At 57.5% G+C, this 26484-nt stretch carries 24 protein-coding genes; 8 read left to right on the plus strand and 16 right to left on the minus strand.

Annotation, left to right across the window (positions count from 1 at the left end):
- Positions 1 to 187: 187 nt before the first annotated feature.
- The 4 genes from WCS52_03355 to WCS52_03370 form a co-directional block, all read right to left on the minus strand.
- Entirely contained in the window at positions 188 to 1153 is a 966-nt protein-coding gene (locus WCS52_03355) for a LacI family DNA-binding transcriptional regulator (GenBank protein MEI6166208.1), read from the minus strand.
- Positions 1154 to 1218: 65 nt separating this feature from the next.
- Complete coding sequence (locus WCS52_03360) at positions 1219 to 2496, minus strand: RsmB/NOP family class I SAM-dependent RNA methyltransferase (protein MEI6166209.1); 1278 nt, start codon at positions 2494 to 2496, stop codon at positions 1219 to 1221.
- Positions 2497 to 2503: 7 nt separating this feature from the next.
- Positions 2504 to 3886, minus strand: a complete 1383-nt coding sequence (locus tag WCS52_03365; GenBank protein ID MEI6166210.1) for a M20/M25/M40 family metallo-hydrolase — start codon at positions 3884 to 3886, stop codon at positions 2504 to 2506.
- A gap of 15 nt (positions 3887 to 3901) precedes the next feature.
- Entirely contained in the window at positions 3902 to 5218 is a 1317-nt protein-coding gene (locus tag WCS52_03370; GenBank protein ID MEI6166211.1) for a PhoH family protein, read from the minus strand.
- 104 nt (positions 5219 to 5322) lie between these two features.
- Here WCS52_03370 and WCS52_03375 point away from each other — a divergent pair, with 104 nt between their 5' ends.
- The 3 genes from WCS52_03375 (at position 5323) to WCS52_03385 (ending at position 9979) form a co-directional block, all read left to right on the plus strand.
- On the plus strand, positions 5323 to 6192 hold the full coding sequence (locus tag WCS52_03375) for a metal ABC transporter substrate-binding protein (GenBank protein ID MEI6166212.1): 870 nt from the start codon (positions 5323 to 5325) through the stop codon (positions 6190 to 6192).
- A 102-nt stretch (positions 6193 to 6294) separates the two neighbouring features.
- On the plus strand, positions 6295 to 9486 hold the full coding sequence (locus WCS52_03380; protein ID MEI6166213.1) for a response regulator: 3192 nt from the start codon (positions 6295 to 6297) through the stop codon (positions 9484 to 9486).
- Between the two features lie 64 nt (positions 9487 to 9550).
- On the plus strand, positions 9551 to 9979 hold the full coding sequence (locus WCS52_03385; protein ID MEI6166214.1) for a hypothetical protein: 429 nt from the start codon (positions 9551 to 9553) through the stop codon (positions 9977 to 9979).
- A 16-nt stretch (positions 9980 to 9995) separates the two neighbouring features.
- On the opposite strand, the gene WCS52_03390 is transcribed toward WCS52_03385, so the two are convergent.
- The 5 genes from WCS52_03390 to accD are packed head-to-tail and all read right to left on the minus strand — an operon-like array spanning position 9996 to position 15495.
- A complete protein-coding gene (locus WCS52_03390; protein ID MEI6166215.1) occupies positions 9996 to 11174 on the minus strand; it encodes a glycosyltransferase family 4 protein in 1179 nt (392 codons plus the stop codon).
- Complete coding sequence (locus WCS52_03395) at positions 11174 to 11626, minus strand: hypothetical protein (GenBank protein MEI6166216.1); 453 nt, start codon at positions 11624 to 11626, stop codon at positions 11174 to 11176. The genes WCS52_03390 and WCS52_03395 overlap by 1 nt, the downstream gene beginning before the upstream one ends.
- A 14-nt stretch (positions 11627 to 11640) precedes the next feature.
- Positions 11641 to 13629, minus strand: a complete 1989-nt coding sequence (locus WCS52_03400; protein ID MEI6166217.1) for a pyruvate carboxylase subunit B — start codon at positions 13627 to 13629, stop codon at positions 11641 to 11643.
- A gap of 23 nt (positions 13630 to 13652) precedes the next feature.
- Positions 13653 to 14597, minus strand: a complete 945-nt coding sequence (locus WCS52_03405; GenBank protein ID MEI6166218.1) for an acetyl-CoA carboxylase carboxyltransferase subunit alpha — start codon at positions 14595 to 14597, stop codon at positions 13653 to 13655.
- A gap of 55 nt (positions 14598 to 14652) precedes the next feature.
- Positions 14653 to 15495, minus strand: coding sequence for an acetyl-CoA carboxylase, carboxyltransferase subunit beta (gene accD, locus WCS52_03410; protein MEI6166219.1), 843 nt, complete (start codon positions 15493 to 15495; stop codon positions 14653 to 14655).
- 250 nt (positions 15496 to 15745) lie between these two features.
- On the opposite strand from accD, the gene WCS52_03415 reads away from it, so the two are divergent.
- Complete coding sequence (locus tag WCS52_03415) at positions 15746 to 16267, plus strand: adenine phosphoribosyltransferase (protein ID MEI6166220.1); 522 nt, start codon at positions 15746 to 15748, stop codon at positions 16265 to 16267.
- Here the strand turns inward: WCS52_03415 and WCS52_03420 are convergent.
- The 5 genes from WCS52_03420 to WCS52_03440 form a co-directional block, all read right to left on the minus strand.
- On the minus strand, positions 16257 to 16805 hold the full coding sequence (locus tag WCS52_03420; GenBank protein ID MEI6166221.1) for a DJ-1 family glyoxalase III: 549 nt from the start codon (positions 16803 to 16805) through the stop codon (positions 16257 to 16259). The genes WCS52_03415 and WCS52_03420 overlap by 11 nt on opposite strands.
- A gap of 13 nt (positions 16806 to 16818) precedes the next feature.
- Complete coding sequence (locus WCS52_03425; GenBank protein ID MEI6166222.1) at positions 16819 to 17514, minus strand: zinc metallopeptidase; 696 nt, start codon at positions 17512 to 17514, stop codon at positions 16819 to 16821.
- A gap of 31 nt (positions 17515 to 17545) precedes the next feature.
- Entirely contained in the window at positions 17546 to 18553 is a 1008-nt protein-coding gene (gene pta, locus WCS52_03430) for a phosphate acetyltransferase (protein ID MEI6166223.1), read from the minus strand.
- A 24-nt stretch (positions 18554 to 18577) separates the two neighbouring features.
- Entirely contained in the window at positions 18578 to 19849 is a 1272-nt protein-coding gene (locus tag WCS52_03435; protein ID MEI6166224.1) for an acetate kinase, read from the minus strand.
- Between the two features lie 111 nt (positions 19850 to 19960).
- Positions 19961 to 21187 (minus strand): AraC family transcriptional regulator, encoded by a 1227-nt coding sequence (locus WCS52_03440; protein MEI6166225.1) that lies wholly within the window; start codon positions 21185 to 21187, stop codon positions 19961 to 19963.
- 268 nt (positions 21188 to 21455) lie between these two features.
- Here WCS52_03440 and WCS52_03445 point away from each other — a divergent pair, with 268 nt between their 5' ends.
- The 4 genes from WCS52_03445 to rpmB all read left to right on the plus strand — a co-directional run bounded on the left by WCS52_03445 (position 21456) and on the right by rpmB (position 23719).
- Positions 21456 to 22088: a corrinoid protein gene (locus tag WCS52_03445; GenBank protein ID MEI6166226.1), complete on the plus strand. Its 633-nt coding sequence runs from the start codon at positions 21456 to 21458 to the stop codon at positions 22086 to 22088.
- Between the two features lie 166 nt (positions 22089 to 22254).
- Entirely contained in the window at positions 22255 to 22749 is a 495-nt protein-coding gene (locus WCS52_03450; protein MEI6166227.1) for an FHA domain-containing protein, read from the plus strand.
- The gene (locus WCS52_03455) at positions 22749 to 23408 is read left to right on the plus strand and encodes a type II secretion system protein GspJ (GenBank protein MEI6166228.1); all 660 of its coding nucleotides are present in this window, start codon (positions 22749 to 22751) and stop codon (positions 23406 to 23408) included. Before WCS52_03450 ends, WCS52_03455 begins: the two co-directional genes overlap by 1 nt.
- A gap of 83 nt (positions 23409 to 23491) precedes the next feature.
- Positions 23492 to 23719 carry a 50S ribosomal protein L28 gene (gene rpmB, locus WCS52_03460; protein ID MEI6166229.1) on the plus strand — a complete coding sequence of 76 codons (228 nt, stop codon included), beginning with the start codon at positions 23492 to 23494 and terminating at the stop codon, positions 23717 to 23719.
- A 90-nt stretch (positions 23720 to 23809) separates the two neighbouring features.
- On the opposite strand, the gene WCS52_03465 is transcribed toward rpmB, so the two are convergent.
- Both WCS52_03465 and WCS52_03470 read right to left on the minus strand, forming a co-directional pair.
- Entirely contained in the window at positions 23810 to 24880 is a 1071-nt protein-coding gene (locus tag WCS52_03465) for a tRNA-dihydrouridine synthase (protein MEI6166230.1), read from the minus strand.
- On the minus strand, positions 24877 to 26178 hold the full coding sequence (locus tag WCS52_03470; protein ID MEI6166231.1) for a malic enzyme-like NAD(P)-binding protein: 1302 nt from the start codon (positions 26176 to 26178) through the stop codon (positions 24877 to 24879). Before WCS52_03470 ends, WCS52_03465 begins: the two co-directional genes overlap by 4 nt.
- Positions 26179 to 26484: the final 306 nt, after the last annotated feature.

Consider the following 26484-nt stretch of genomic DNA (forward strand, 5'->3'; position numbering starts at 1 on the left):
TTTGCATAATGTGTTTGAGGCAGGTGAGTCGCAACGTGACGCAACTCACAAGGAATTAGTGTTAGTTCTCCAGGAAGGTTTCCGTGACGTTAAGCGTGCCGTGGATTTTCACAACCTTAGATGTTATTATTTTGGATGGCTACAAGAAGAAAATGGCTCAAGCCTGTGAACACGGCTTGAGCATTAGTCAGGCGTATTCGCTTTCGGCAGTTTGCCAGGGCCCTAGGTTTAGCTCAAGTTGTCGGTGTGAGCCTTTCCTCGTGAGTTGAGCTACCGGTGCGGAGTCGGTTGTTGAGTTGTCGAGTTGTTGAGTTTCCGGGGCTGGGGGAGATTCAGTTGTTGGGTTGCTGGGTTGCTGAGTTGCTGGGGGAGGAATAATTTCCGTTATTGGCGCCAGCACCGGAGGCTCTGGCTCTTGAAATAATGGAGGGCGCCGCTCTGTCGGCGCCGTGTCATTAGGCGTAGCCAAGACAACCGGTGTCGGCACGGGTATAGACACCGGCTTTGGTGGAGTCATGGGCTGAGCCGGGATAATGACAGGCGTTGCCGCCGACACCGGCGCCGACGGAGCGGCGCCCTCCATTGGAATTCCAAGACCTGACAACATCGCCTTACCGGCCCCTTGCCACAGGACGATGACAGGGCATGTTCCCGCTACGATCGCGGAGACGGCGGCATAGACGCTGGGGCAGGCGAGGATGCCGGAAACGCGGTCCGTCAGCAAACGTGACACTCTCTCCCGGATCGCCGTCGGGTCGGTAGGGGTAATCAAGATCGTCAGCGTGTAGCCCTCTGCCGCGAGAACTGTCTCAAGGCCGGGGATCAGGGCAATGACATCAGATTGGCTGACGACGGAAAGCAGGATTCCAATCTGCCGGCTCTTTTTTCCTTCCCCCTCTGCCATCTGAGATTTTCCATTTGAGATCCCGGCCGGCGGAACCGTCGGCCGGGTTGGCTTGCCCTTGCAAAGTGCAAAACGGCGGGTGGTCGGGTCGGATTGGTAGCCAAGCTGTCGGGCCACCGCAAGGACACGGGCCTGGGTGGCAGGGGAGATCCGGCGGCTGGCGGCCTTTCCGTTCATAACCAGCGAGACCGTTGATTCCGAGACTCCGGCGGCGGCCGCCACATTTAATAGCGTGATAGGGTTGCTCATGCTCAAGCTCTATAGCAGGGCTTGAGCATCAATGAAAGCGATAAGTCGCAGGTCGTGCTGATTCTTCACGTAACCGGCTCTTTTTTCAATCTCGCGACAAACATGCCGTTGCAGGGGCCTTCCCAGGGCATGATTTGGAGTTTGCCGGGGCAGGGCATCCGGTTCATCGGATTGGTGAAGGGGTCCAGTTGAAATTCCGGGGTGGTCGCCAGAAACTGCGTGACAATGGAGTCATTTTCGAGCGGGGTAAGGGTGCAGGTGGCATAGACGAGCACGCCCCCCTGTTTCACGCGGGACGCGCAAGCCCTGAGCAAGTGGCCCTGGATATCGGCCAGTTCAGCCACCCGTGCCGCGGTGAGTCGCCACCGGGCGTCCGGATTGCGATGCCACGTTCCAATCCCTGAGCAGGGCGCATCCAGGAGAATGCCGTCAAAGGGCTCCTGCGGCGGGGCCTCTTTCAAGCCATCCCACTGTGCCACGGTGACGGTTCGGGTGCCCGTTTCCTGCAGTCGGCGCTCCAGGCTTTCCAGAATCGTCGGCCGGATATCGGTGGCGAGGATCGAGACGGAAGGACCGGCGAGTTCGGCAAGATGCAGGGTTTTACCGCCGGATCCGGCGCAGGCGTCCCACCAACGTTGGCCGGGCTGGGGTTGACAGATCAGGGTGGTCACTTGTGAGGCCAGATCCTGGATATCCACTTGATCCCTTATGGCGCGGGGGAGGGAACGCAGATTGATGCCCCGGGTAACCGCAATGGCGGAACGGATCACAGGGTGGGGCATGGGCTCGGCTTTCAAGTCCGACAGCGCGGCGAGCATGGCGGCTCGCGCATCCGGCTTTACCCGCAGCCAGGTGGGCGGCGAGTGTTGGAAGGCGTTGAGGATGCGCGGGTCCGGCAGGGGGAGCAGGGGCCCGGCCCAATCGGGAATCAGTTGGTTGGCATCCAGTGTATGCCCCGTCTTTTCCCGCAGGGATTGCGCCTTTTCCTCCAGCGTCATGGCACCCATCGGGCTCATGACGGCTTCCGAGAGGGCGCACGTGGTGGCCAACCCGGCCATGGCGGGATGGAGTTCGGTTGAGTCCAGCAGGTGGGCGAAAACCGCCGCCACCCTGATGTCGGGCGCTATGCGGTCTAGCCAGCCTTTCCAACGGAAGTAGGAGAAGGCGGTACCGGAAATGAGCCGCCGATCCCGGGAGCCGAACTCAGTATGTTCACGGTAAAAGCGGGACAGCAGGGCGTCAAGGGGGTGACCTGCCTGCACGGCGATCCGCGCCTCGTCAAGCAAAGCCAAGACCACCTCGGCCTGCCGTTCATAAATTCGTCCGGAGCGTAAGGGATTCATGAGGGGGTTACCTTGCCTGGCGCGACTGTCCCAGGCGGGACAGGAAGAGCCCGGTATAGAGGAATCCCTGCCGGAATTGCTCAAGGGAATAGGATTCATTCGGGGCGTGGATGTTGTCTTCTTCGCTGCCGAATCCCACGAGAATGGCCTCGCCGCCGGCGATTTGCGGCAGATAAGAGAGGATCGGCACCGACGCCCCTTCCCAGAGAAAGGCGGTGGGTAAGTCGGAGAGCTCACCCAGGACCTGACGTGCCAGTTGAACGGTGGGGGACGACAGGTTCGCGCGGAAGGCGGGGCCGCCGATGCCCTGTTCCGTAATCTCCAATTTCAGGCCGGCCGGAAGGTGTCTGCGGAGATGCTCCGTGATCAGTTCAAGGATGCGGGCGGATTTCTGGCCGGGGACCAGACGTGCGGAGAGTTTTGCCATGGCGCTGGCGGGGATAATAGTTTTGCTGCCCACTCCCCCGTATCCGGAAAGGAGTCCGTTGATGTCGATGGCGGGGCGGAAGCCTGTGCGCTCGACCGGGGTGAAATTCAGTTCGCCGGCCACGGGCGGAAGCCCGGTGACCGATTGGTACCATGCGGGGTCAAGCGGGTTGGCATTGGCCAGTGTCCGCTCTTCGTCCGAAGGGGCCTCCACCTCATCATAAAATCCCTCGACGGCCACACGTCCGTCGGAGGTATGCAGTGAGGCGATTAATTTGCAGAGGCCGATCGCCGGGTTGGGGACGCGGCCCCCGTGCACCCCGGAATGCAGGTCATGGTGAGGCCCGGACACGACGAGCGTCATATGTGCGATCCCTCGCAGCCCCATGGTGATGGTCGGGGCACCGGAACTGACGGCACTGGTATCGGCCGCCATCACGAGATCCGCTTTCAACAAGGTCCGTACCTGATCCAGCACCTTGAGGACCTGCATGTTGCCAGTCTCCTCGTCACCCTCAATCAGAACCTTAATGGTGCCGTGACGTGCATCATTCCTGATCAGCATTTCGATGGCCTTGAGTGCGGCGAAAAGCTGGCCCTTGTTGTCCTGGGCCCCGCGGGCATAGACACGCCCCTTGATCAGGGTGGGCTCGAAGGGCGGCGTTTTCCAGAGTGCCACCGGGTCTTCCGGCTGCACATCGTAGTGTCCATAGAACAGGACGGTGGGCGCCTCGGGGGCGCCGGCCCGTTCCGCGAAGACCAGCGGATGAGAGGCCGTGGGGATCAGCCGGGTGCTGAATCCCATGCCGGCCAGATGGGCCATCAACCAATCGGCACAGTGTGCGCAATCCGGCTGGTGTTTTTCGCTGATGCTGACGCTCGGGAATCTGAGGAATGCCTGCCACTCCTGGATAAAGCGGTCGGAATGGGTGGCGAAAAGGGCTTCTAATTCTGTTTTGTTCATTGGTTACATTTCATCTTACAGCAGGTTGGCGGCAATGGCCGCCAGGGTGCTCCGCTCGCTTTTAGTGAGGGTTACATGGCCGTGGATCGACTGGGTCTTCATCCGTTCCACGGCGTAGGCCAACCCGTTACTGCTGGCATCCAGGTAGGGATTGTCGATTTGATAGGGGTCACCGGTCAGGATCATCTTGGTGCCTTCCCCGGAACGACTGATGATGGTTTTGACTTCATGCGGTGTCAGGTTCTGCGCCTCATCCACAATCACGAATTGCCGGGGAATCGAGCGGCCCCGGATATAGGTGAGCGCCTCCAGTTCGATAATTTCGTCCCGCATCAGGTGGTCAATCCGGTCGCGAACCGTATTCTTGTGCTGGTCGTTGGCGCCAGTTTTAAGCATGAGGTAGGTCAGGTTATCGAAAATCGGCATCATCCAATTCGCGAGTTTCTCCTCCTTGTGACCCGGCAGGTACCCGATATCCTTGCCAAAGGGCATGATGGGGCGCGTCACCAGAATGCGGTCATAGCGCTTCTGGGTTAATGTTTTTTCCAGGCCCGCGGCGAGGGCGAGCAGGGTTTTCCCTGTCCCGGCCTTGCCCACCAGCGTGACCAGGTGAACGGAGTCATCCATCAGCAGTTCCAGGGCCATGCGCTGTTCACGACTGCGGGGCTTGATGTGGAAGACGCTGTCGATTTTCGAGTTCATGGGGATAATGGTGCCGTTCCCGCCGGCCCGGCCCAGGGCGGTGAGATGTTCCGAACCTTCGGAAATCAGATTCACAAACTCGTTCGGGAGCAGGTTGAGATCCGGGATTTCCACGCTGTGGTTGGCGTAAAACTCATCGATCACCCGGGGGTTGACGGTCACTTCCCGGTAGCCGGAGAACAGTTCCTCAAAATTAATCTTCTCCTTTTCAAAATCCATCACCTCAATGCCGAGCGCATCAGCCTTGATCCGGGCATTGATATCCTTGGAGACAAAGAAGACCTTCTCCCCCTGCTTGTGAAGCCAGTAGGCGACCCGGATGATCTTGTTGTCGGGAATCTCATCCTCCAGCCCGGAGTCCTTGGCGGGGCTCGGGGCGACCATGATCCTGAGGATTCCGCCATTTTCCATTTTGACGCCCTCGCCCAGTCGGCCCCGTTCGCGCAAGGCATCGAGGCGACGGATGACGCCGCGGGCATTGCGGCCGAGTTCATTGGTTTCCTTCTTGAACTTGTCCAGTTCCTCAATGACCGGCATGGGGAGGATGACCGTGTTATCGGCGAAGGATTCGATACAGGTATGGTTGTGAAGCAGGACGTTGGTATCGAGAACAAATGTTTTGTCACTCATATTGGATGCCTATCTCTTTTGTGAATGATGAACTCTTTACGCGTCATTGTCGTGATGAAGGTATAACTTGGCAAGCAATTCCTGTTGAGGGTAAAGTCTGCGGCATGCAGAAGAAATGGATTGTGGTCGTATTGATCCTCCTGGCGCTCCGGCCGGGAAGCGGGGCCGAGGTCACCCGGACGCCGCGCACCATCGTGGCGACCTTCTATCCCATGTACATCGCCCTGATGAATATCGCGGGCGGGGTGGATGGGGTCAGGGTGGTTTCCCTGGCCGACTCGCAGGCGGGGTGTCTGCACGATTACCAACTGACCACCCGTGATATGGCCGTCCTCTCCAAAGCGGAGGCCTTGGTGGTGAACGGCGCGGGGCTGGAGTCCTTTCTGGAGTGCCGTGCGCTCAACCGGCCCGGCTTGAAAATTATTGATGCCAGCGCCGGAATAGACTTGATGGTAGCCGGCGGGGTCACGAATGCCCATGTCTGGGTCAGCCCGACCCTTCACATCCGGCAGGTTCACAGGATGGCGGAGGCCCTTGCCGGCTGGGATCCCGTTCATGCGGCCCAGTATGGGGAAAATGCCGCGGCTTATATCCGGCGTCTGGAAAGGCTGAAAGGGGAGATGGATTCGACCCTGCGTTCTGTCCGGCAGCACAAGATCATTACGTTTCACGAAGCCTTTCCTTATTTCGCGTATGAATTCCATCTCACGATCGCCGGGGTGATCGAGCGCGAACCCGGTTCCTCTCCCTCTGCGGCTGAAATGGCCGCCCTGATTCAGTTGATCAGGACCAGTGGCGTGAAAACCCTCTTTGTTGAACCCCAGTATCCGGCCAAGGTGGCCACCTCGATCGCTCGCGAGACGGGCGCGGAAATCTTCACGTTGGATCCTGTGGTGTCCGGCCCGGTCTCCACCAATGCCTACATTACGCTCATGGAGCGGAATCTGGCGGAACTCAAGCGCGCGCTCCAGTGAGATTTAGGCTTGGATAAGGGCCGGAAAAGGGTAGGGTTGGTACGTTACAGGGTGCGTTGACGAGCTTGGCCATCAGGTCTTTTAAGAAAGCGTGCGTCCAGCGTGAGAGTTTTCCTGACCGAACATCTCGACTTTGTCTACCTGATCTACGGGATGACGTTTATTTTTCTCGCCATGATGGCCGGCTCGATGGCGCGGCGGCGAGGCGCCGGCCCTGAGTGGCGGTATTTATGTGCGTTCGGGATCATCCACGGGCTGTATGAATGGCTGGAGATGCTATTCCCGGTCGTAGGGGCTTCCGCCTGGTTCCCGGTTCTCCGTGGCGCCGTTTTGACGGGCTCCTTCCTCTGCCTCTTTGAATTCGGCCGGCGGAGCGTCATATTCCACTGGAAATGGAAAGCCGGAATCTGGATTTATATTCCCTTCGTTTCGGTGATTATATATGGGGTTCAGTTTGCACCGGAAGACTTCCTTTCCCTGATCCGTATCTGTCTGGGTTTGCCTGGAGGCCTGTTGGCCGCCCTGGCTTTTTGGCAGAATGGAGTGGTGATACGTCATGACGAGCCGGTTCAGCGGCTTGAACATATCGCCGCCTCCCTGACGATGGCCGGCTATGCCTTGAGCACGGGCTTGATTGGCCCTCCCGCCCATTTCTGGCCGGCCAATCACATCAATTCACACTGGTTCATGGACGCAACCGGGGTCCCTGTCCAGCTCGCGAGATGCCTGATGGCGGCCCTGATGGTGCTGGCCATCTGGTATGATTACGACCGGTGGAGATTCCGTACCCATCAGGCTGATTTCACCCGGCGGGTCAGCTATGTCCGGTTGGTGACGATCCTGTCCGTCAGTCTGGTGATGGTTTCGGGTTGGATTTTAGTCGAACGCGCTGACCACCAATGTCGCGAAGACTATGCCCGTCGCCTTCAGTCCCTGTCCCGCAGTGGGGCTGCCGCTATTAATCCCCGGGAGGTTCTGGAATTAAACGGCAACCTATCGGATCTGCGGTCTCCGGCCTATCTCCACTTGCAGCGGCAGTGCGATACGATTTGCGAAGCCGACCCCGCCATCCGCTATGTCTACCTGATGGCATTAAGGGAGAACACCTTGCGATTCCTGTTGGACGTTGAGCCGCACCGATACGATGCGGAGGTGGCTAAGTCCAATGCCGTCCCTGGCGAAATATATGCCGACGCGCCACCGGAAATTCTGCAAGTCTTCAAGGCCGGAAAGCCCCTTGTGTCCGCCCCCTATCATGATGCCTGGGGGATGTTTATCTCGGGCTATGCGCCGATTCATGATGCCAGCACGGGCGCCATCATTGCCGTGTTGGGCATTGATACATCAGGGGGCCAATGGTTGTCCGATATCTCTCGCGCACGCCTGTTGAGGCTCCTTCTGACAGGCGGGGCTATTCTGCTGCTCCTGTTATTTGCGGTGATGTGGCAGCGGGAAATTGAGGAATCCCAGGTCCAGCACGCGACCGGGCAGCGGATGCAGCTTCAGCAATCCGCCCTGCTGGGCCTTGCCAATTCCCCGTTTGTTGCAGATGGGAATATTTTCATGATGGCCCGGACAGTGACGCAAGTGACTGCGGAGGTGATTGACGTTGAGCGCGTCGAGCTCTGGCTGAAGGGAAAGGACCATGAGCAATTCCGGGCCGAGAATATCTATCTGGCCGGAAAAGGGACGCACAGTTCAGGGCAATTTTCCTGCGTTACGGAAGGGTCCCCCTTCCTTAACCTCATGGAGAGCGGGCGCGTCACGCCCTCATCCAATTTCCAGAAGGATGAGCGTTTCGGAGTCATGAGAGACGAGTGGGGCCGGGAGGTCCGCGCCGTTTTGGTGGCCCCGCTAAGGGTCTCGGGCCGGTTGACGGGGTGGTTGACAGCCGTGCAGACCAGCCGATGTCGCAACTGGCTGACGGACGAGATGCGCTTTCTCGCGGAAATGGCGGACCAGGTGGTGCATACCCTTAACAATAATGCCCGCCAACTGGCCGCAGCGGCCCAGCAAAAAGACCACGATGAGTTGGAACTCAGGGTACGCGAACGAACCGAGGCCCTATCCCGTAAAAATGAAGAACTGTCCAAAGAGATCGCCGAACGGTTCCGCATGGAACGTGAGCAGCGCGATCTGCAGGAGAAGATGCAACAGTCGCAGAAACTTGAAAGCCTCGGACTGATGGCGGGGGGGATCGCTCATGATTTTAATAACATTTTGATGGCAGTCCTCGGGAATGTTGAGCTGGCGAGGCTTGAAACGCCGGAAGGGACACCTGTTTATGAATATTTACAGGACATTGACAAGGCCTCCTGTCGTGCCGCAGAACTGGCCCGGCAGATGCTGATCTATTCCGGACGTGGCCATGCCACGGTCCAGGGCATTGAACTGAATGACATGGTCCGGGATATGACCAGCATGCTGAAAGTGTCACTTGGAAAACGAATTCACATGACCTATGAACTCGAGCAGGGCATTCCCTCGGTGGATGGGGATCTGACTCAGATGCGACAGGTCCTGATGAACCTCATCATCAATGCATCTGAAGCGATCGGCAAAGAAAGCGGGCAGATAACCGTCCGTACAGGGGTGATCCAGTATGATCAGCAGATGATCGCCGCCCTGTGGTTGAAAGAGGAATTGGAAACGGGAAAATATGTTTTTATGGATGTGATTGACTCCGGCTGCGGGATGGATGACGCCACGGTAAAGCGTGTTTTTGATCCGTTTTTTACAACCAAGTTTACCGGGCGCGGATTGGGACTGGCGGCCGTGCTGGGGATCATTAAAGGTCACAATGGAGCCATCGATGTGACCAGTCAGCGAGGAAAGGGGACGCAGTTCCGGATTATCCTCCCAATCGGCCGGCGGGCCAGCGGCCAACAGAACCCCACGCCTGATGTGGATATACTGAACTGGCGAGGCGAAGGCACGATTCTGCTGGCAGATGATGAGCCGACGATCCGGGCCCTGGCGCATCGCCTGCTTGAGCGGAGCGGATTTTCTGTCCTGGAAGCCCAGGATGGGAGTGAGGCGATCGAGATTTTCAAGCAGCATCAGCATCGCATCCGTTGTGTGATGCTGGATCTGACCATGCCGGACGTGAATGGGAAAGAGGCCTTCGACGGGATCCGGCAGATTGATCCAGCGGCCAAAATCATCCTCTGCAGCGGCTATATGGAGGAAAACATGGCGATGAAGTTTCCTGACTGGAACGCCTCCGGATTTCTTCAGAAACCTTATAAATACGAGGCGCTGGTAACCCTTCTGCGAAGGGTCGTAACCGGTTGAATTTAATTATATGGATTACTGGTGTTGAAAGTGGTAGGCATACGGAAATCAGGAGGCTATGACTATGACGAAAGCTAAGGAACCCAAAGACCCGAACGATATCCGGGATTCTGATATTGTTTTTGATTGCCCGTTTTGCGGCAAAAGCCTCGCCATTGACTGTCGGGGTGCCGGACTGACCATTGCATGTCCTGACTGCGATAATAAAATCGAGATCCCCATTCCTGAAGGCATGGATGTCTCGGATATTGATAGTTCGGATGCGGACAAGGCGGTTCGCCTGATCCATATGCGCGAAGTGATCTCCAACTCACAACAGCGGATCATGGAGCTGGAGGAAGAGATTAAAGCCATCACGTTACGCCGAGATTCCCTGGAAACCGGCCGCACTGAAAATGCCCTGCGTTTCGAAGTGATCGGGCGTGAAGTGGAGTCGATTCAGCGTTCGCTTCTGCGCATCAGCGAAGTCCTGAGCAGCGTATCGGGCACGTAACCGGGGAGGGGGTGGGTCAGCTCAGCGCCGCCATCAACCTGGCTTCCACCGAGGGCCAGGAATAGGTTTCATGCACATAGCGTTGGCCCGCTTTTCCCATGGCCTCCCGCAGGGCGGGCCGGGTTAACAACAGGGAGAGGGCTTCCTCGAATTCCGGATAGTTCTTGAACCACAGGCCTCCATTTGATTTCCGGCAGTGGTCCGGCATGACTGCGCCCGCCCCATGGACCAGAACCGGTGTGCCGGCCAGCCAGGACTCGAGAATCACGATACTGAAGCTTTCGTTAACCGAGGCGTGACAGAAGGCGACCGCCCCCGCCATGGCCTCATGCTTTTCCTGCTCGGTGACAAAGCCCAGGTCCAGAATATGAGGTGCCAACCGGGTCGGTGGATCATAGGGGCCGCTTCCCGTCAGGACTAATTTCATATCCACCCCGGTTCGCTCCCGGAAGATATCCAGATAGTCCAACAGGATGGGCGTTCCTTTTAACGGCTCCCGGCGACCCGAATAGATAATGTACGGGCTGTGCAGCTGATGTCGCTGGCGGAAAGCGGCCGGATCAGCGGTAAACCCCTCGATTCCCATGCCGACGACATGCGCCTTGGCGAGGTCAAGATCATACAGGCGTTGTGCCAGATCCCGTTCCGGCTCCGCATTGAATATCCAGCCTTTGACATTCAAGAACATCTCCCGGACGATTTTCAAGTAGGCGAATGACTCATCATGCAGGCAAGGAAGGAGCAGGGTCTTTTTCGGATGAATCTGGCTGGCGAAATAGACCAGGGCGAAGAGATACGGGCCCATGATGATCCGGTCATACCGGTGCCCTTCAGACTGGAGGTAGTCATAGAGTGCCCGGCTGTTCACATTGTTCCGTTGCCAGTTCAATTCCTCATCACGGGTCAACTCCGCATTCCGGCTGATGCGGTTTTGCAGGGTGATGAAAGTGTCCAGGTCACGTCCGGAATCGACGGGAAAGTAATGCACCGTAATGCCCGCAATCGAAACGCGGCCGGGCGGGATTTCGTTTTCCCAGGTAAAATGGTTGCGGGCGCAGGTGGTCAGGTAATCGACTTCCCACCCTTTGGCGACCAGCCGCTGCGCGAGCTGACGGAGTAGCGTTTCAGCCCCGCCGACGGTCGGGCCTTCAGAGAAGCGGGGTGAGACAAAAGCTATGCGGGGAGGGGTGGACATCAACCGGGGGGGAGTTGGGACTCCAATTTGACGAGACGGGCCTCGAGGCCTTTGATTTTATCGCGGTATTTCCGGTCAACCTCCTCCGTGGCGGATAACAAGAGGCCGTTGACTTGATTCTGCTGAGACCAGAGCCGATAGGTGTAGAACTTCAGCAGGCTCCAGATCGTTTTTTTCAATTTGACCAGAAGCGGAGCCAATGCGGCCCGCCGTTCGCGGATTTCAAAGTCATTAATGTCGATGAAAACCGCTTCCCGCAGGCTTTCCATATAGAAGTCGAAGAAATTTTCGTCTTTCTTCATATTCATCAGGTTAAAGCGTTCGGCACGGGCCAGTTGGGCTCCCGCATAAGCGCCAGACTGCATCTTGGCGGCAACCGTTTCCTGGATGTCAGCCATGATCCGCTGTACATCCACTCCTTCGGCGCCGATTTCAAACAGTCCAGTGCTCATGGGAGATCCGTCGCTTACACCTTCTGGATGCTGATCATCGGTTCATCCTTTTTAACCGGTGTCCCATGAGTAATCAGCAGGGAGACAATCTTGCACTTATAGGGCGCCTTGATCGGGTTGAAGAGTTTCATGGCTTCAACGATACAGACGGTAGCGCCTTCTTCCACGATATCGCCATTCTGGACGAATTCCGGTTTGCCGGGACCCGGCGAGCGATAGAATGTACCATTGAGGGGCGCATTAATGCTCGGGCCGGCCACGACCGCCGGCTTGGCGGCCACAGGGGCGGCGGCGGGAGCCGGGGCTGAACCGCCCGCCTTGGGTGCGGCCGCCGTGGTAACGGGCGCCGCCGCCACAGGGGCAGTCTGGGTGAGCAAGGGGCCGGACGTCACGCCGGCACCATTGATGCTGATGACGCTGCCGCCGTGCTGGATCGTGATTTGAGAGAAATTCAATGCGCTGATCTTGTCGACCAGGTGCCCGATCTGCTCGTAATCCGAAGTGGCAAGGAACGGGATCGCCGCGGACGCCGCCGGGGCAGGTGCCGGTTTTTCAGCAGCCTGTTGCTTGGCCAGTTCGACATCGGCCGGAATGGGCGGACGTTGTTCCGGCGGGAGGGCACGCCATTTGAAATAATCAAGGGCGACTTCCGGGAAGAGGCAATAGGAAATGATGTCCTCCTCCTTCTTGATCATCTTGGGGTCAACCCCTTCAGTGGCATCAGGCAGCATGGGCTTGAGCAGATCTGCCGGACGACCGGTAATGGGTTTTTCGTTCCCCAGGATTTTCTTCATGACGGCTTTATCCATGGGGGCGGGGGACCGGCCATAGAGCCCCAGGGCGTAATCCTTGACCTCCTGGGCGACGAGGGAATAGCGTTCGCCGGAAAGGATGTTCATCACGGCCTGAATGCCGATAATCTGGCTGGTCGGGGTGACGAGGGGCGGGTACCCGAGGTCGGCCCGGACGCGCGGCAGTTCTTCGAACACCTGGTCCAACTTGTCCAGGGCACCCTGCTGCGCCAACTGGCCGCGCAGGTTGGAGATCATCCCCCCGGGAATGTGATGCAGCAGCACTTCCGGGTCGATGATATTATCCGATTCGTGCGCCCGGAGCTGGCGGGACGGGGCCAGTTCGACAAAGAATTTGCAGACCTGCCGGAGCGCATCCTGATCAAGGTTGGCGTGATAGTGGGTCTCCGAGAAGATGGCCAGCATACTCTCAACCGGCGGTTGCGAGGAAAAGCCCGCCATGGGGGAAATGGCGCAGTCAATGGCACCTGCACCCGCACGAACCGCTTCCACGTAGGTGGAGGAGGCCATTCCGCTGGTCGCATGGGAGTGAACCTGGATCGGGATTTTGGTCTCACGCACCAGGGCGGACACCAGGCGCTCGGCCGCGATGGGGGTCAGGATGCCCGCCATGTCCTTGATACAGAGCGAATCAATGCCCATGGCGATTTGTTCTTTCGCCACCTTGACATAGAGATCGACCGTATGGACCGGGCTGACGGTGTAACTGATGGTTCCCTGGGCATGACCGCCATATTTCTTGACGCATTTAATGGCCTGTTCCAGGTTGCGGGAATCGTTCAGGGCGTCGAAAATACGGAAGATGTCAACCCCATTGGCCACCGCCAACGCCACAAAGCGATCGACGACATCATCGGCATAGTTCTTGTAGCCCAGGATATTCTGACCGCGCAGAAGCATTTGAAGGGGGGTCTTCTTGGCATGCGCCTTGATTTGGCGCAGGCGCTCCCAGGGGTCTTCCCGGAGGAACCGGAGGCAGACATCAAAGGTGGCGCCGCCCCACACTTCAAGGGAGTAATAGCCGACGTTATCGACGACATCGATGATCTTCATGATGTCGCTGGTCCGCATCCGGGTGGCCCAGAGGGATTGGTGGGCATCCCGGAGCGTGGTGTCGGTGATCCGCAGGGGAATATGGTTGGCGCTGTCGCGAATGATATCCTGAGCAGTAATCGTCTTTTTCTTAGCCATAATCTTTCCTTTCTAAAGTGAAGTTATTTAAAGCGTCCCATCGCCGCGAATTTTTCAAATCGACGGCTGGTCAGTTTTTTAGGAGCGATCTTCTCCAGACTGCTTAAATGCTTAAGGAGGGTTTTGCGCGTGGCTTTCATGGTCCCCTCATAGTTGCGGTGAGCCCCGCCCACCGGCTCAGGGATGATCTCGTCGATAATCTTCAGTTGAAGTAACGACTTGGCGGTAATTTTGAGGGCATTTGCGGCTTCGTTCGCCTTGGTGCCATCACGCCAGAGAATGGAGGCGCAGCCTTCCGGCGAAATCACTGAATAGACGGCGTTGGAGAGCATGAGCACCACATCGCCCACGCCGATTCCGATGGCGCCGCCACTGCCGCCCTCACCGGTGACCAGCGCGATCACGGGGGTTTTCAACGCGGACATTTCCAGTAGATTGCGGGCGATTGCCTCGGCCTGGCCCCGCTCCTCGGCATCACGGCCGGGAAACGCGCCCGGGGTATCGATAAACGTCACCACGGGAATGTGGAATTTTTCCGCCAATTTCATCAGACGGAGTGCTTTGCGATACCCTTCAGGGCAGGCTTGCCCGAAGTTGCATTTGATTTTTTCATCCAGGTCCCGGCCTTTTTGATGGCCAATGACCATGACCCGATGGGTGTCAATCATGGCAAACCCGCCAATCATGCCGTGATCATCGCCGAAAAGACGATCCCCATGGAGTTCAATAAATTCAGAGCAGAGTCCCTTGATGAAATCACGGATCAGCGGGCGGTCCGGATGCCGGGCGACCTGCACGGTTTGCCAGGGGGTCAGGTTGGCGTAGGTTTCCTTGAGCTTCTCGGCCCGCTCCAGCTCCAGCCGGTTGAGATCCTTGACCAGTGCCCCCGTCGGTTCAGGGTTTTTGGCCTTGAATTCCTCAATTTTAGCCTCGATATCAGCGACCTCTTTTTCAAATTCCAGACTCATCGTTACTCCATCTGTTAGGGGGTTCGAGTGTACGTTCGACCTGCCAAGGCTGACCTCAGCGGCAGCCGGCGTATTTCAGAATCTTGAAGAGCATCTCTTTCATGTCTTTGCGATGCACGATCATGTCCACGAAACCGTGGTCTACGAGGTATTCTGCGGTTTGGAAGTCTTCCGGAAGTTTCTGCTTGATGGTCTCCTCAATGACGCGCCGTCCGGCAAACCCGATGAGGGCGCGGGGCTCGGCGATATGGATATCACCCACCATGGCGTAACTTGCTGATACCCCGCCAGTTGTGGGGTCTGTCATGATGGAGATATAGGGAAGATTGGCGTCCCTTAACTGGGCCAGGGCCGCACAGGTCTTCGGCATCTGCATCAGCGAGACAATGCCTTCATGCATACGTGCCCCTCCTGAAGCCGATACGATAATAAAGGGCAATTTATGCTTAACGGCATACATGGCGGCCAGAAGGATTTTTTCCCCTGTTCCGCTGGCCAGACTGCCACCCATGAAACGGAAATCCATGATCGCCAGAGAGACCTTCAGGCCATTGATTTTGCCTGCCCCGGTCACCACCGATTCCTTCATCCCCGTCTTTTCGCAGTTTTCAGCCGCCTTTTCGGCGTAGGGCCCCTTGGAATCAGAGAATTTCAGGGGATCGTTCCAGCTGATCTTAGCGTTCAATTCGACAAAAGAGCCCTCATCCAGCAGTAATTCCGCACGTTCCTGCCAGGTTAAGCGTTCATGGAAATGGCAACGGTCACAAACTTTGAGATTTTTTTCCCACTCATCCTTATAAATGTGGGCCTTACACGATGGACATTGAATCCAGATTTCCTCTTTTACGGGGGAATCCAGTTTGGCGGCTGTCTTCTTTGCTTTGGTAAACCAACCCATGGGCCGTCAAGCCTCCTTCTACGGTGTTTCAGTTCTCGTTAATGGGGGGAAGTGATACCACGAGAGGGGGAGGGTTTCAAGGGAAAAGGAGGGGGGCGCCGGGGTGGGGAACAGGGCCCTCCGGAAGGCGCGGGTTTGTGTTGCGTCAGGACCGGAACCTCTTCTATTATGGCCCCCATTCCCAACGGGACGGTATGTGTTAAATGAGTGTGGCGCCGGGATCGGCTGCGTGTTCAAGGAGGCAATCATAATGAGTATACGGAGACTGAAAGCGGCGATTCGTGATGTACCTGACTTCCCCCAGCCGGGCATCATCTTCAAGGATATCACCCCGATTCTCAAGGATCCGAAGTTGTTCCGGGCCGCCGTCGATCTCTTCGCCAAGCGCCATCGGGACAAGGGAATCCGCAAAATCGCGGTGATTGATGCCCGCGGCTTCCTCTTCGGGTCAGCGTTGGCCTATAAATTAAAGGCGGGCGTTGTGCCGATTCGCAAAAAGGGGAAATTGCCCTATCAGACGTTCGAGGAAAGCTACGATCTCGAATATGGATCCGCCACCCTGGCGATTCATGTGGATGCCTTCACGCCCGGTGAGCCGGTGGTGCTGGTGGATGATCTGCTGGCCACAGGGGGCACCGCGCTGGCTTCCGCGAAGCTCATTGAGCGGGCAGGGGGCAAAGTCGAGGAAATCGACTTCCTGATTGAACTCGGCTTCCTGAACGGGCGCGAGAAACTGGGCGGATATAATCTCTTTGCCCCGATTAAATATTAAGCCCGATGCTTTCGGCGATGGCCTGGGCCTTCGCCGGAGTGTCCACCAGCCGCACCAGGGTTAACGCAAAATCAAAGGTGGTACCGGCCCCTTGACTGGTCACGAGATGCCCGTCCACCACGGTGGGCTGGCTGAGGCGCGGAGTCACCGTCAGCCGGCTGGCCACCGCTGGATGGCAGGTGGCCTTTTTCCCGTTCAGGACCCCTGCGGCCTGGAGGGTCAGCGGGGCCGCACAGATCGCCCCCACCCACTTGTCCGCCTGGCAAAACTGCCGGATGGTCTCCAGTAATGGCGGGAACTTCAGGAACTGCTCCACACCCGGGCCACCGCCGGGAATCATCAAAATATCAAAATCGGCCGGATTAATGTCAGCCCACAGGGTGTCGGGCATCAGCCGTACGCCCCGGGAGGCGGTCAGGAGACCGGGCTCTATGCCCACGGCCGTGACCGTCCATTGGGCCCGCCGCAGGATATCTATCACAATGACCGCTTCCATTTCCTCCGTGCCATTGGCGAGCGGAACCAGAACGTTTGGCATTGGGGTGGGCTCCTTAATCATTGCGTCTGCCGCCAAGCAGGCCGGCACGGTAGAGGTAATAGAGCAGGGTGAGCAGGGCGGTAATGGCCGAGGCCACATAGGTGAGAAAGGCCGCATTCAAGACGCGTCCGGCATCTTCCTGTTCGCGGAGGCTGACAATGCCTGACGATACCATGAGCCGCTTGGCGCGGGCGCTGGCATCCCATTCGACGGGCAGGGTGATCAGCGAAAACACCACGGTGACGCTGAACAGGACGATGCCGATCAGGATCATTTTGGGGTTGTGCATGAACATGCCCAGCAGGAAGAAGATATAGGAGCCCATGCTCCCGAACTGCGTGGCGGGGACCAGCGACGACCGGAGCCCGAGCCAGACATAGGCCGAGGCATGTTGCAACGCATGGCCGGCTTCATGACAGGCCACGCCGATGGCGGACAGGGAGGGGGAATCGTAAACCGACTCTGATAAACGCAGGGTGCGCGAGGTGGGGTCGTAATGATCACTCAAAAACCCATCGGCCCGTTCGATTTTGACATTGGTGACCCCATTGCGGACCAGCATCTGGCGCGCGGCTTCGGCCCCCGTCATGCCGGAGGCGGCCATCACTTGCGAGTAGCGGGCGAAAGTGGTTTTAACCTTGAAGGTGGCAATCAGGGCCAACACCATGCCGGGCCCGATAAACAAAAAATACAGGGGATCAAAAAACATGGTGATTACCCTCCTTTGGGGGCTTAACTGTTTAACTTAAGGACTGACAAATCGTGATGGCGGCGACCCCGACGATATCGTCGGCGCTGCAACCGCGGGATAGATCATTCACCGGTTTGGCGAGACCCTGTAAAATGGGGCCGTAGGCGATGGCCCCGGCCAGCCGTTCGGTGATTTTGTAGGAAATGTTGCCCGCCTGAAGATCAGGAAAAATGAAAATATTGGCCGCGCCCTTCAAGGGACTATCCGGACACTTTTTGGCCGCTACTCCGGGGACCATGGCGGCATCCACCTGCAGCTCACCGTCGACCACGGCATCCAGGCCCAGTTCCGCCACGCGCTTGCGGGTCAACTCCGTGGCCTTGATCATTTTGTCAACCAGGGGATGTTGCGCACTGCCACGCGTGGAAAACGACAACATGGCCACCCGGGCCTGGCCCCCGATCAAGGCCTTGTGGGAGGCAATGGTGGCCAAGGCAATATCCACCAGTTGTTCGGCAGTGGGGTCGGGATTGACCCCGCAATCGGCATAAAGAAGAACCGAGTCGCCCGAAGGAGTGGGCTTGGCCAGTTCCATGGCAAAGAAACTGCTGCCGGTTTTGATGCCGGGGGCGGTGCCGACGCACTGAAAGGCCGCCCTCACCATGTCCGGGGTCGAGGCAATACTGCCGGCCACCAGGCCGTCCGCCAGTCCGAGGCGAACCATCATGTCTCCGAAATACAGGCGATCCTTCAGGAGGGTGCGGGCCTGTTCCAGCGTCAGGCCCTTGTGCTTGCGGAGCTCGAACAAGGCCAGGGCGATCCGCTCGAAATCAGGGGAGTTGGGGTAATCCAGCAGGGTCACGGGGAGTCCGGCAAAGGAGATGCCCGCAGCCGATTTCAAGACGTCCTCCGGGGTGGCCAGCACAATGACTTTGGCAATTTCCTGTTGTGCAATCTTGACCGCCGCCTGCATGACGCGAGGATCATGACCTTCGGCCAGGACAAGGGTACGACGGGCAGCACGAGCTTTCGGGATCAGGGTATCGAGGAGTGACATAAGTGGTGAACCTTTCAAATAGTATTATTGATTAACGCAGGCGGGGCAGGGGATGGCGGACTTGGCCGGAACCGAGAGCAGGCGGACGGTTTCCCGGGCGATCATCAACTCTTCATTCGTCGGCATGACGATCGCTTTCAGCTTGCTCTCAGGCGTGCTGATAATGGCGGGCCGTCCAATGGCATGATTGTTTTTCTCGGGGTCCAGGAAGCAGCCCAGCGATTCAAGTTTGCGGATGGTATGTTCCCGGATATAGGAACTATTCTCTCCGATACCGCCGGTGAACACCACGGCATCGGCCCCGTTAAGGAGGGTGAAGTAGGACCCGATATAAGAGACCAGCCGTTGAACAAACATCCGGATCCCACGTTGGGCTTGAAGATTCCCGGCCTCGGCGGCCGCGATATTATCACGCATATCCCCGCTCCCGATTCCGGAGACACCCAGCAGTCCGCTGCATTTGTTCAGGAGTTTATCGATGGCATCGGGGGTCATGCCGCGGCGGGCAAGGTAGAGTACCACTGCCGGGTCGATGTCCCCGCACCGGGTCCCCATGACCAGCCCGTTCAGCGGAGTCATCCCCATGCTGGTATCCAGGACATTGCCACGTTCCACCGCCGTGATGCTGGCGCCGTTGCCCAGGTGCGCCGTAATGAGTTTCAGTTCACCCAGGGGGGCGTTCAGGAGATTGGCGGTGGCATACGAGACGAATTTGTGGGAGGTGCCGTGAAACCCGTATTTGCGGATACCGAACTTTTCGTAATAGTCGTAAGGAATGGCATAGAGATACGAGGAGGCGGGCATGGAATGGTGGAACGCAGTATCGAAGACGGCCACATTCGGGATCCCGCTAAACACCAGTTCGCAGGCCTCGATCCCGCCGAGGTTGGGGGGATTGTGAAGCGGGGCCAGCGCGGCACATTCATGGATGTTATTCTTCACCTCATTGGTCACAATCACCGAGTCATGGAAATTTTCACCCCCATGAACCACGCGGTGGCCAATGGCTTCGACGTCCATCAGGCTGTTCAGGACTCCGACATCTTTCTCCACCAGTTTTGCGCAGACCAGTTTCAGGGCTTCCGCATGGGTGGATACCAGCGCCTGCTCCTTAAAGGAGCTTCCGTCAAAACGTTCATATTTCAAGAAAGGCTCGTTCAGGCCAATTCGCTCCACGATTCCCTTCGCGAGAATCTTCTCATTGTCCATGGCATACATGGTGAACTTAAGCGATGAACTTCCGGCATTGAGGACCAGTACATTTCCCGGTCCACGCAGTGATAAAGATGCAGACATAGTAATACCTCAAAGAGTTAGTCGTTAAAAAAATCACGATATATTTGCATGAGTGGAATAGGAAGTTCAAGCATATACGCAAAATACCCGTAAATTCAGAAAAGGGGTTGATTAAAGAGGGTGGGGTTCAGGGATAAGACGGGTCCGGCGGTAGCGGGCGGGGGTAATGCCGGTCAGCCGCTTGAAGTGCCTGATGAAATAGCTCTGATCATTAAATCCCACCTCATAGGCGATTTCCGTACAGGACTTATTCGTGTTTCCCAGCAATTGGATGGCATTTTGAACCCGGGAATGAATAATCATCTGCAACAGGGTTTTTCCGCTGTGTTCTTTGACCACATGGGCCAGACGGTAGGGGCTCAGCCCCACTTCCCGGGCGATGTCCTTGAGGCGGATGGGCTTCATATAGTTGCGGGTAATATAGTCAAGGGCCCGGGTGACATGGGCATTTGACCGGTTGAAGCCGTGCACGTAAATCCCCTCGATAAAGTCGTTCAGGGCATCGGTGAGCACACGCGACAAGGCTTCAAAATCACGTGCCCGGATCAGTCGCTCCATCCATTGGTGATTCCGCTCAATCAGGGATTCGAGAATCGGACTATCCTCGACGGCGGCGCGCGTGAGGTAGCCCATCATCTCAATGGCGCGGGCGCGCAACACCACCAGTTTGGGGGTGGTCAGATACATGGCCCCCAGCATTTCGTTCAGTACCCGTCTCGCCCCCGTCCGGTCACCTGACCGGATATGGGAGAGGAGAATACGCTCCTTGTCAAAGGGGTAGGAGGTCTCCGCCCCCCGTTGCCGCTGATCTTCAATGGCTTCGGCAATCTGCTGCTGCTGCTGCCGGCGCAGGCGGTTTTCTTCAAGCTGGACCGCCTTCCACCCGCTCATTTGATAGAAGGTGCGCTCAAGACAGGCGGCGGCCTCGTTCCGTTCCTGGATAGAACATACGGGGCGGCTGACATAATAGTCGTGAGCCTGAGCCTCGGACAGGCCCCATGACAGGAGGGTCCGGGTGCAATCCGCCTCAGAGAGGGGCGATTCCTTGAAAAGCACCTCCCCGCCGAGCAACGCGCCATGGATGATCCTTCGGTGTTCGAGTGCCACCATCCAACTGCCCAGCCCCGGCATGATTTCAAAGAAATACGGGCAGCCCATCGTCACGCTTTCATGCAGGGCGTAGATACGGAGTTTCTTCAGTTTCAGGATCGTTAAGGTAAACGGATCGGTCTCAGGATCTGTTCCCCCGTTCAACTCCATGAAGAACGGGCGAACCCCGGTGGTCCGTCGCACCTCCCGGGAGACATCGCGCAGAAGTCGTTTGGAAATATCAGGCATAACAGCAAGAAGTGCGTATTTTTCCGTTTGGGATCAAAAAACCAAAAAAGCTGAATTCCTTAAAACATCCTGAATATCTCTATTTATCGTGGATACGTCAAGCGAAGAGGCCGGCCGTTTCGGCCCGTTTGATCAAATTAATCTCAAGATACAGCAAGAACGTTGTATTTATAAGCCGCAACTCACTATTTCTCAACCCGCCGGAATGCTAGGGTTTCGAGCATTCTGGAAGTCTTGAACGCATGACCGCAAACAAAAGGAGTATTCGATGAGCGCAGTTTTGGAGCAGATCAAGGAAAGTTTGATGAAGGGCAAGGCCAATGATGTCAAAACGCTGGTTCAGCAGGCATTGAACGAGAACATCGGCGCTGCGGACATCTTGAATAACGGGTTGCTGGGTGGAATGAGCATCATCGGGGCGCGGTTCAAGAAGAACGAAGTCTATGTGCCGGAAGTGCTGATTGCCGCACGGGCCATGAAGGCCGGTATGGAAGTGTTGAAGCCGGCCTTGGCGGCCGCCAAGGTGGAGCCTCGTGGCGTCGTGGTGATCGGGACCGTGAAGGGTGACCTTCATGACATCGGCAAAAATCTGGTGGGCATGATGCTTGAAGGGGGCGGGTTTAAGGTGGTGGACGCCGGGATCAATGTGGAGGCGAGCAAGTTCATCGAGGTGGCCAGGGCGAGCAATGCCACCTTGATTGGCGCATCGGCGTTGCTGACGACCACGATGACGAATATGAAGGAAGTCGTGGACGCGCTCAAGCAGTCCGATCTGGCCGGCAAGGTCAAGCTGATGATCGGGGGAGCCCCCGTCACGCAGGCATTCTGCGATGAAATCGGGGCGGATGGGTATGCGGCTGATGCCGCCTCCGCCGCGGATCTGGCTAAAAAACTGGCCTGATCGACCGGGCGTTTGGCCGGGAGATGCTCCCGCCTGAAAAACTGAAAGTGCTGGGCGTATACCGCCGCCGGCGCTTTCAGTTTTTTTATGCGGGCGCCTCAAGTTGACACCCGGCGGCAATCGTGACATTATTTATCGCTTTAAGTTCTCGGTGAAAGGATTTTCTATGGCTGTCCTGATCGGAATGTCGAGTGCGGTAAAAGGTAGGAAATATGAGCTGACCCATGATGAATCCTTCATAGGGCGAACCACCCAGAATCAAATTCCGATTGATGACCCCTCCATTTCCGGTCGGCACTGCAGCATTGTCCGGGATGGGAACAAATATTCGCTCATTGACCTCGGCTCTACGAATGGCACGCGTCTGAATGGCGCCAGCGTGACGAAAATTGGGTTGCGCCCCAAGGACATCCTTCAGGTCGGCAGTGTGGAACTGATGTTTGACGGCCAGGACGTTGAAGTGGATAGCGGAGCGGCCTCCGATACCGCTAAAATTGAAATCACGGCCGAGCCGGTTCATATTCCCCAGAACTTCCACACGGCGTCCCCATTCGGAAATCGCAAAGATAACCGGAAGCCGTGGGTGATCTTGACGATCGCGCTGGTAGTGTTGGTCGTGGCAGCCCTGGTGTTTTTCATCAGCAGGATGTTTTTCAACTGATGCTGGCCGGGGGCAGGCGGCAGGCCGGCATGACGCTGGTTGAGATTCTGGTTGCCCTCTCTGTCTCCAGCTTGATTCTGGTGGCCGCTGTTTCCGTGTATCGCACGATGACCGGCTCCTTGCACCGTCAGCAGAGCCGTCGCCTGGAACCGGCGTATGCCGTGCTGGAACAACTCCGGCAGGATTTAAGCCAGTGCGCGCAGGTCCCTTCCTCTAATATTCCTGCATTCATCCTGAAGAGTGTGTTCATCGAAAGCAATGCCCCGCAACAGTCAGTCCTTGCTTTTTCACGGGGCCATCTTCCTTCCCCTGAATCCGATTTTTCGGGGATGGAAGTCATGCGGCTCCGTTACAGCCTGATTTCATCAGGAGCCGGACCGGCAGGGGCGCTGGTGCGTGAAAGTCAGAGCTTGTGGGGCTCAAACGCGCTTGCCCCGGCCGTCAGCAATACGCTGTTGGAGCATGTCACCGCGTTCGAGGTCTCCGTCCTTTCTGAATCGGGATGGACCAATAACTGGGAGTCATCCAGCCGGACGCTGTTACCCCGTGCCGCCCGTCTGCGTATGGATTGGGAAACCGGGGCCCAGCTCGATTCCACCCGGTTGGAAGTGTTCATTCCCGCAGGGAATGTGGTGCCTGGCAGTAAGCCGGTTCCGTAAACTTTCGTTGGGCGCGATTTTTATCTTGCGTCAGGTGGGGGAGATATCTATATTCGCCACTCATTAATTCAAGGAGACGACCGATGGGTAGGGCATGTGAAATTTGCAGTAAAACGATTAGCACGGGCAATCGAATTGTACGTCATGGTTTGGCCAAGGCAAAAGGTGGTATCGGCTTGCACACAACGGGAATTACCCGGCGGAAATTCCTGCCGAATCTTCAGAAGATTCGCGTGAAAACCGGTGGCAGCGTGACCCGTAAGACGGTTTGCACGGGTTGCATCCGTTCCGGCAAAGTGGTCAAGGGATAACGGCTCGGCGAGCAGTCGCTTGGTCATTGTTGAAAGGCGTGAAGTGAAAACTTCGCGCCTTTTTACTTTTCAGGCACCGGAATTCCCAGGCTATTCCCCGTCCGACGACTCCGCGTCCGTCAGGGCGAGCGCGGCTTCCTCCGGCTCCGGCGTCCGGTCCGGACTCTCAATGGAGCGGATTTTCCGGAGTGACTCAATGGCCTGCCGCATATCGACGGCATCCTCCAGCTGCATCATTTCCACCAGATGACGGCGGCCGGCCAGCATCCGGCGCAGATATTGGGGAATCCATTTCCGGTAAAGCCGGGTGGCGCCCAGGGGCCCATACAGTTCAATCATCCGCTCAAAATGAGCCCCGGCGAAATCGATCCATTCATCGCGACCGGGGGGCGGTTCGGCCGGCAGACCGCGCAGTTCATTCCAGATATCACGGATCAGCCAGGGGTTTTTCAACGGGCCACGCCCGAGCATGATGCCGGCGCACCCGGTCACTTCGAACATCCGCCGGGCCGCCGCCGGCGAGGCAATGTCGCCATTCCCGATCACCGGGATCCGTTTGGCCGCCTGCACCACCGTCCGGATTCCCTGCAAGTCCGCTTCGCCGCTGAATCCCTGACATCGGGTTCGTCCGTGAATGGTGATCGCCGCCACCCCGGCGGCTTCCAGTTCGGGAACCATGTCATGCGCGACCAGGGTCTCGGTATCCCACCCGAGGCGAAGCTTGACGGTCACGGGGATCCGCACGGACCGAACGACCCCGGCGGCGATCCGGATGGCCTCTTTGGGGTCGCGGAGCAGTCCGGCGCCGGCCCCTTGAACGGAGATTTTACGCTGGGGACAGCCCATATTGATGTCGATGAGCTGGGCCCCCCGTTGCTCAAGCAGGACCGCGCCGGCACAGAGGGTGTCGTAGTGGGCCCCATAGATCTGATGGCCCAGCGGCAGATCCTCCGCTGACGTTGCGGTCAGGGATTTCAGCCGTTGCGCCTTCCCGATCAGCAGGCTGGCCGGGCTCAACATCTCCGTATAGGCAAACCCGACCCCGCCCAGGGCGCGCAGGCTCATCCTGAAGGCGAAGTCCGAGTAGCCGGCCAGAGGGGCAAACAGAATCGGGGTATCGAATTTCAGAGGACCGATCGTGAGTGTTTGGGGCAGGTTCATGAATTCAGAAAAGACCGCTTCTGATCACGCGCCTTCAATTCGGCGCGGTAGCCGCTCAGATCCCGTTTTGGCGCCGCACCGGAGGCCACCGCTGCCTGGGCAATGGCGGCTGGAATTTCCAGGAACAGCCGGCGATCAAAAGGTTTCGGGATAATATACCCCGGCCCGAAGGTCAGCTCCGTTCCGTAGAGTTTATTGACCTCGGCGGGAACCGGCTGCCGGGCGAGGGCGGCGAGGGCTTCCGCCGCCGCCACTTTCATGGGCAGGTTGATGGTGCGGGCCCGGACATCCAATGCTCCCCGGAAAAGGAAGGGGAAGCCGAGGACATTGTTGACCTGATTCGGATAATCCGAGCGGCCGGTGGCCATGACATAGGGCTTATTCCCCATGGCGGCGGCCACGTCTTCCGGCCGGATTTCAGGGTCCGGGTTGGCCATCGCAAAAATTCCCGGCAACGCCGCCATGGACAACACGTCGGCGGGTTTAAGGCAGTTGGCGGCCGAAACACCGACAAACATATGCGCGCCCTTCAAGGCCTCCGTCAGGGTACTGGCCGAGGTGGCGAAGGCATGTTCCTTCTTTTTGCCACTGAGATCGCTGCGATCACTCCGGATGACGCCCTTCGTATCGCACAACATGACGGTTTTGGCGCCCGCCGCCTTGAGCATCTCACAGATCCGGATCCCGGCCGCGCCGGCCCCGTTGATGACAATTTTCAACTCACCCATGGAGCGTTGTGAAATATGACAGTAGTTCATGGCCGCCGCCAGGGTAATCACCGCCGTACCCCACTGGTCATCGTGGAAGACCGGGATGTCCAGCATGGCGTCAAGGGTATCCTCAATTTCGAAACAGGCCGGGGCCGCGATATCTTCCAGATTGATGCCGCCATACATCGGGGCGATCGCCAGGACCGTGTCAATGACCCGCTGGGGGTCGGTTTTGCCGGTGTCTTTGCCATTCATGCGGCAATGATTCACCGGGACGGGCCATCCATCCACGTCGCCAAACGCCTTGAAGAGAACGGCCTTTCCTTCCATGACGGGAATGCTGGCTTCGGCCCCGAGGTCGCCGAGTCCCAGAATAGCCGTGCCGTCCGAGACCACTGCCACCAGGTTTTCCTTTGCCGTGCAACGGTAGAGGGATTCGCGATCGCGGGCGATTTCCTTGACAGGTAATGCCACTCCAGGGGTGTAAGCGAGGGAGAGGTCATCCGGTCCCCTCAGGGGCTTGGTGACCCGCATACCGATTTTGCCGCCGACATGATACTCAAGGATCTCGTTGTTTTTCAGGCTCATAATGCTCCTCAGTGAATTAAATGAGCTGACAATATACTGGATTTAGAGGAGTCAAGACAACAGCAAATCCGCAAAACCAATTGGCTTTCGTGGGGGATCTGTAGGGGTCATGAGTTCGCGGATCGCTTCAAAAAAACGCGGAACTGTTCATCATAGTGGCGCTCAAGATCGTCCAATCGTTGAGTGAGATCCGTGTGTGAAGCAAGGATGGATCTCAGGCGAACAAATGTGCGCATAATCTCGACATTACACATTTGTTATGCACCATATTTAGCCATCAGAATTCCCAGAACAAACAGCCTAACC

Source organism: bacterium (assembly GCA_037128595.1).
Classification (GTDB): Bacteria; Verrucomicrobiota; Kiritimatiellia; order CAIKKV01; family CAITUY01; genus JAABPW01.

Bases quoted from the DNA above. Each gene is read 5' to 3' on its own strand.
- WCS52_03355 (MEI6166208.1), bottom strand. From the start codon at position 1,153: ATGAGCAACCCTATCACGCTATTAAATGTGGCGGCCGCCGCCGGAGTC.
- WCS52_03360 (MEI6166209.1), bottom strand. From the start codon at position 2,496: ATGAATCCCTTACGCTCCGGACGAATTTATGAACGGCAGGCCGAGGTG.
- WCS52_03365 (MEI6166210.1), bottom strand. From the start codon at position 3,886: ATGAACAAAACAGAATTAGAAGCCCTTTTCGCCACCCATTCCGACCGC.
- WCS52_03370 (MEI6166211.1), bottom strand. From the start codon at position 5,218: ATGAGTGACAAAACATTTGTTCTCGATACCAACGTCCTGCTTCACAAC.
- WCS52_03375 (MEI6166212.1), top strand. From the start codon at position 5,323: ATGCAGAAGAAATGGATTGTGGTCGTATTGATCCTCCTGGCGCTCCGG.
- WCS52_03385 (MEI6166214.1), top strand. From the start codon at position 9,551: ATGACGAAAGCTAAGGAACCCAAAGACCCGAACGATATCCGGGATTCT.
- WCS52_03390 (MEI6166215.1), bottom strand. From the start codon at position 11,174: ATGTCCACCCCTCCCCGCATAGCTTTTGTCTCACCCCGCTTCTCTGAA.
- WCS52_03395 (MEI6166216.1), bottom strand. From the start codon at position 11,626: ATGAGCACTGGACTGTTTGAAATCGGCGCCGAAGGAGTGGATGTACAG.
- WCS52_03400 (MEI6166217.1), bottom strand. From the start codon at position 13,629: ATGGCTAAGAAAAAGACGATTACTGCTCAGGATATCATTCGCGACAGC.
- WCS52_03405 (MEI6166218.1), bottom strand. From the start codon at position 14,597: ATGAGTCTGGAATTTGAAAAAGAGGTCGCTGATATCGAGGCTAAAATT.
- accD (MEI6166219.1), bottom strand. From the start codon at position 15,495: ATGGGTTGGTTTACCAAAGCAAAGAAGACAGCCGCCAAACTGGATTCC.
- WCS52_03415 (MEI6166220.1), top strand. From the start codon at position 15,746: ATGAGTATACGGAGACTGAAAGCGGCGATTCGTGATGTACCTGACTTC.
- WCS52_03420 (MEI6166221.1), bottom strand. From the start codon at position 16,805: ATGCCAAACGTTCTGGTTCCGCTCGCCAATGGCACGGAGGAAATGGAA.
- WCS52_03425 (MEI6166222.1), bottom strand. From the start codon at position 17,514: ATGTTTTTTGATCCCCTGTATTTTTTGTTTATCGGGCCCGGCATGGTG.
- pta (MEI6166223.1), bottom strand. From the start codon at position 18,553: ATGTCACTCCTCGATACCCTGATCCCGAAAGCTCGTGCTGCCCGTCGT.
- WCS52_03435 (MEI6166224.1), bottom strand. From the start codon at position 19,849: ATGTCTGCATCTTTATCACTGCGTGGACCGGGAAATGTACTGGTCCTC.
- WCS52_03440 (MEI6166225.1), bottom strand. From the start codon at position 21,187: ATGCCTGATATTTCCAAACGACTTCTGCGCGATGTCTCCCGGGAGGTG.
- WCS52_03445 (MEI6166226.1), top strand. From the start codon at position 21,456: ATGAGCGCAGTTTTGGAGCAGATCAAGGAAAGTTTGATGAAGGGCAAG.
- WCS52_03450 (MEI6166227.1), top strand. From the start codon at position 22,255: ATGGCTGTCCTGATCGGAATGTCGAGTGCGGTAAAAGGTAGGAAATAT.
- WCS52_03455 (MEI6166228.1), top strand. From the start codon at position 22,749: ATGCTGGCCGGGGGCAGGCGGCAGGCCGGCATGACGCTGGTTGAGATT.
- rpmB (MEI6166229.1), top strand. From the start codon at position 23,492: ATGGGTAGGGCATGTGAAATTTGCAGTAAAACGATTAGCACGGGCAAT.
- WCS52_03465 (MEI6166230.1), bottom strand. From the start codon at position 24,880: ATGAACCTGCCCCAAACACTCACGATCGGTCCTCTGAAATTCGATACC.
- WCS52_03470 (MEI6166231.1), bottom strand. From the start codon at position 26,178: ATGAGCCTGAAAAACAACGAGATCCTTGAGTATCATGTCGGCGGCAAA.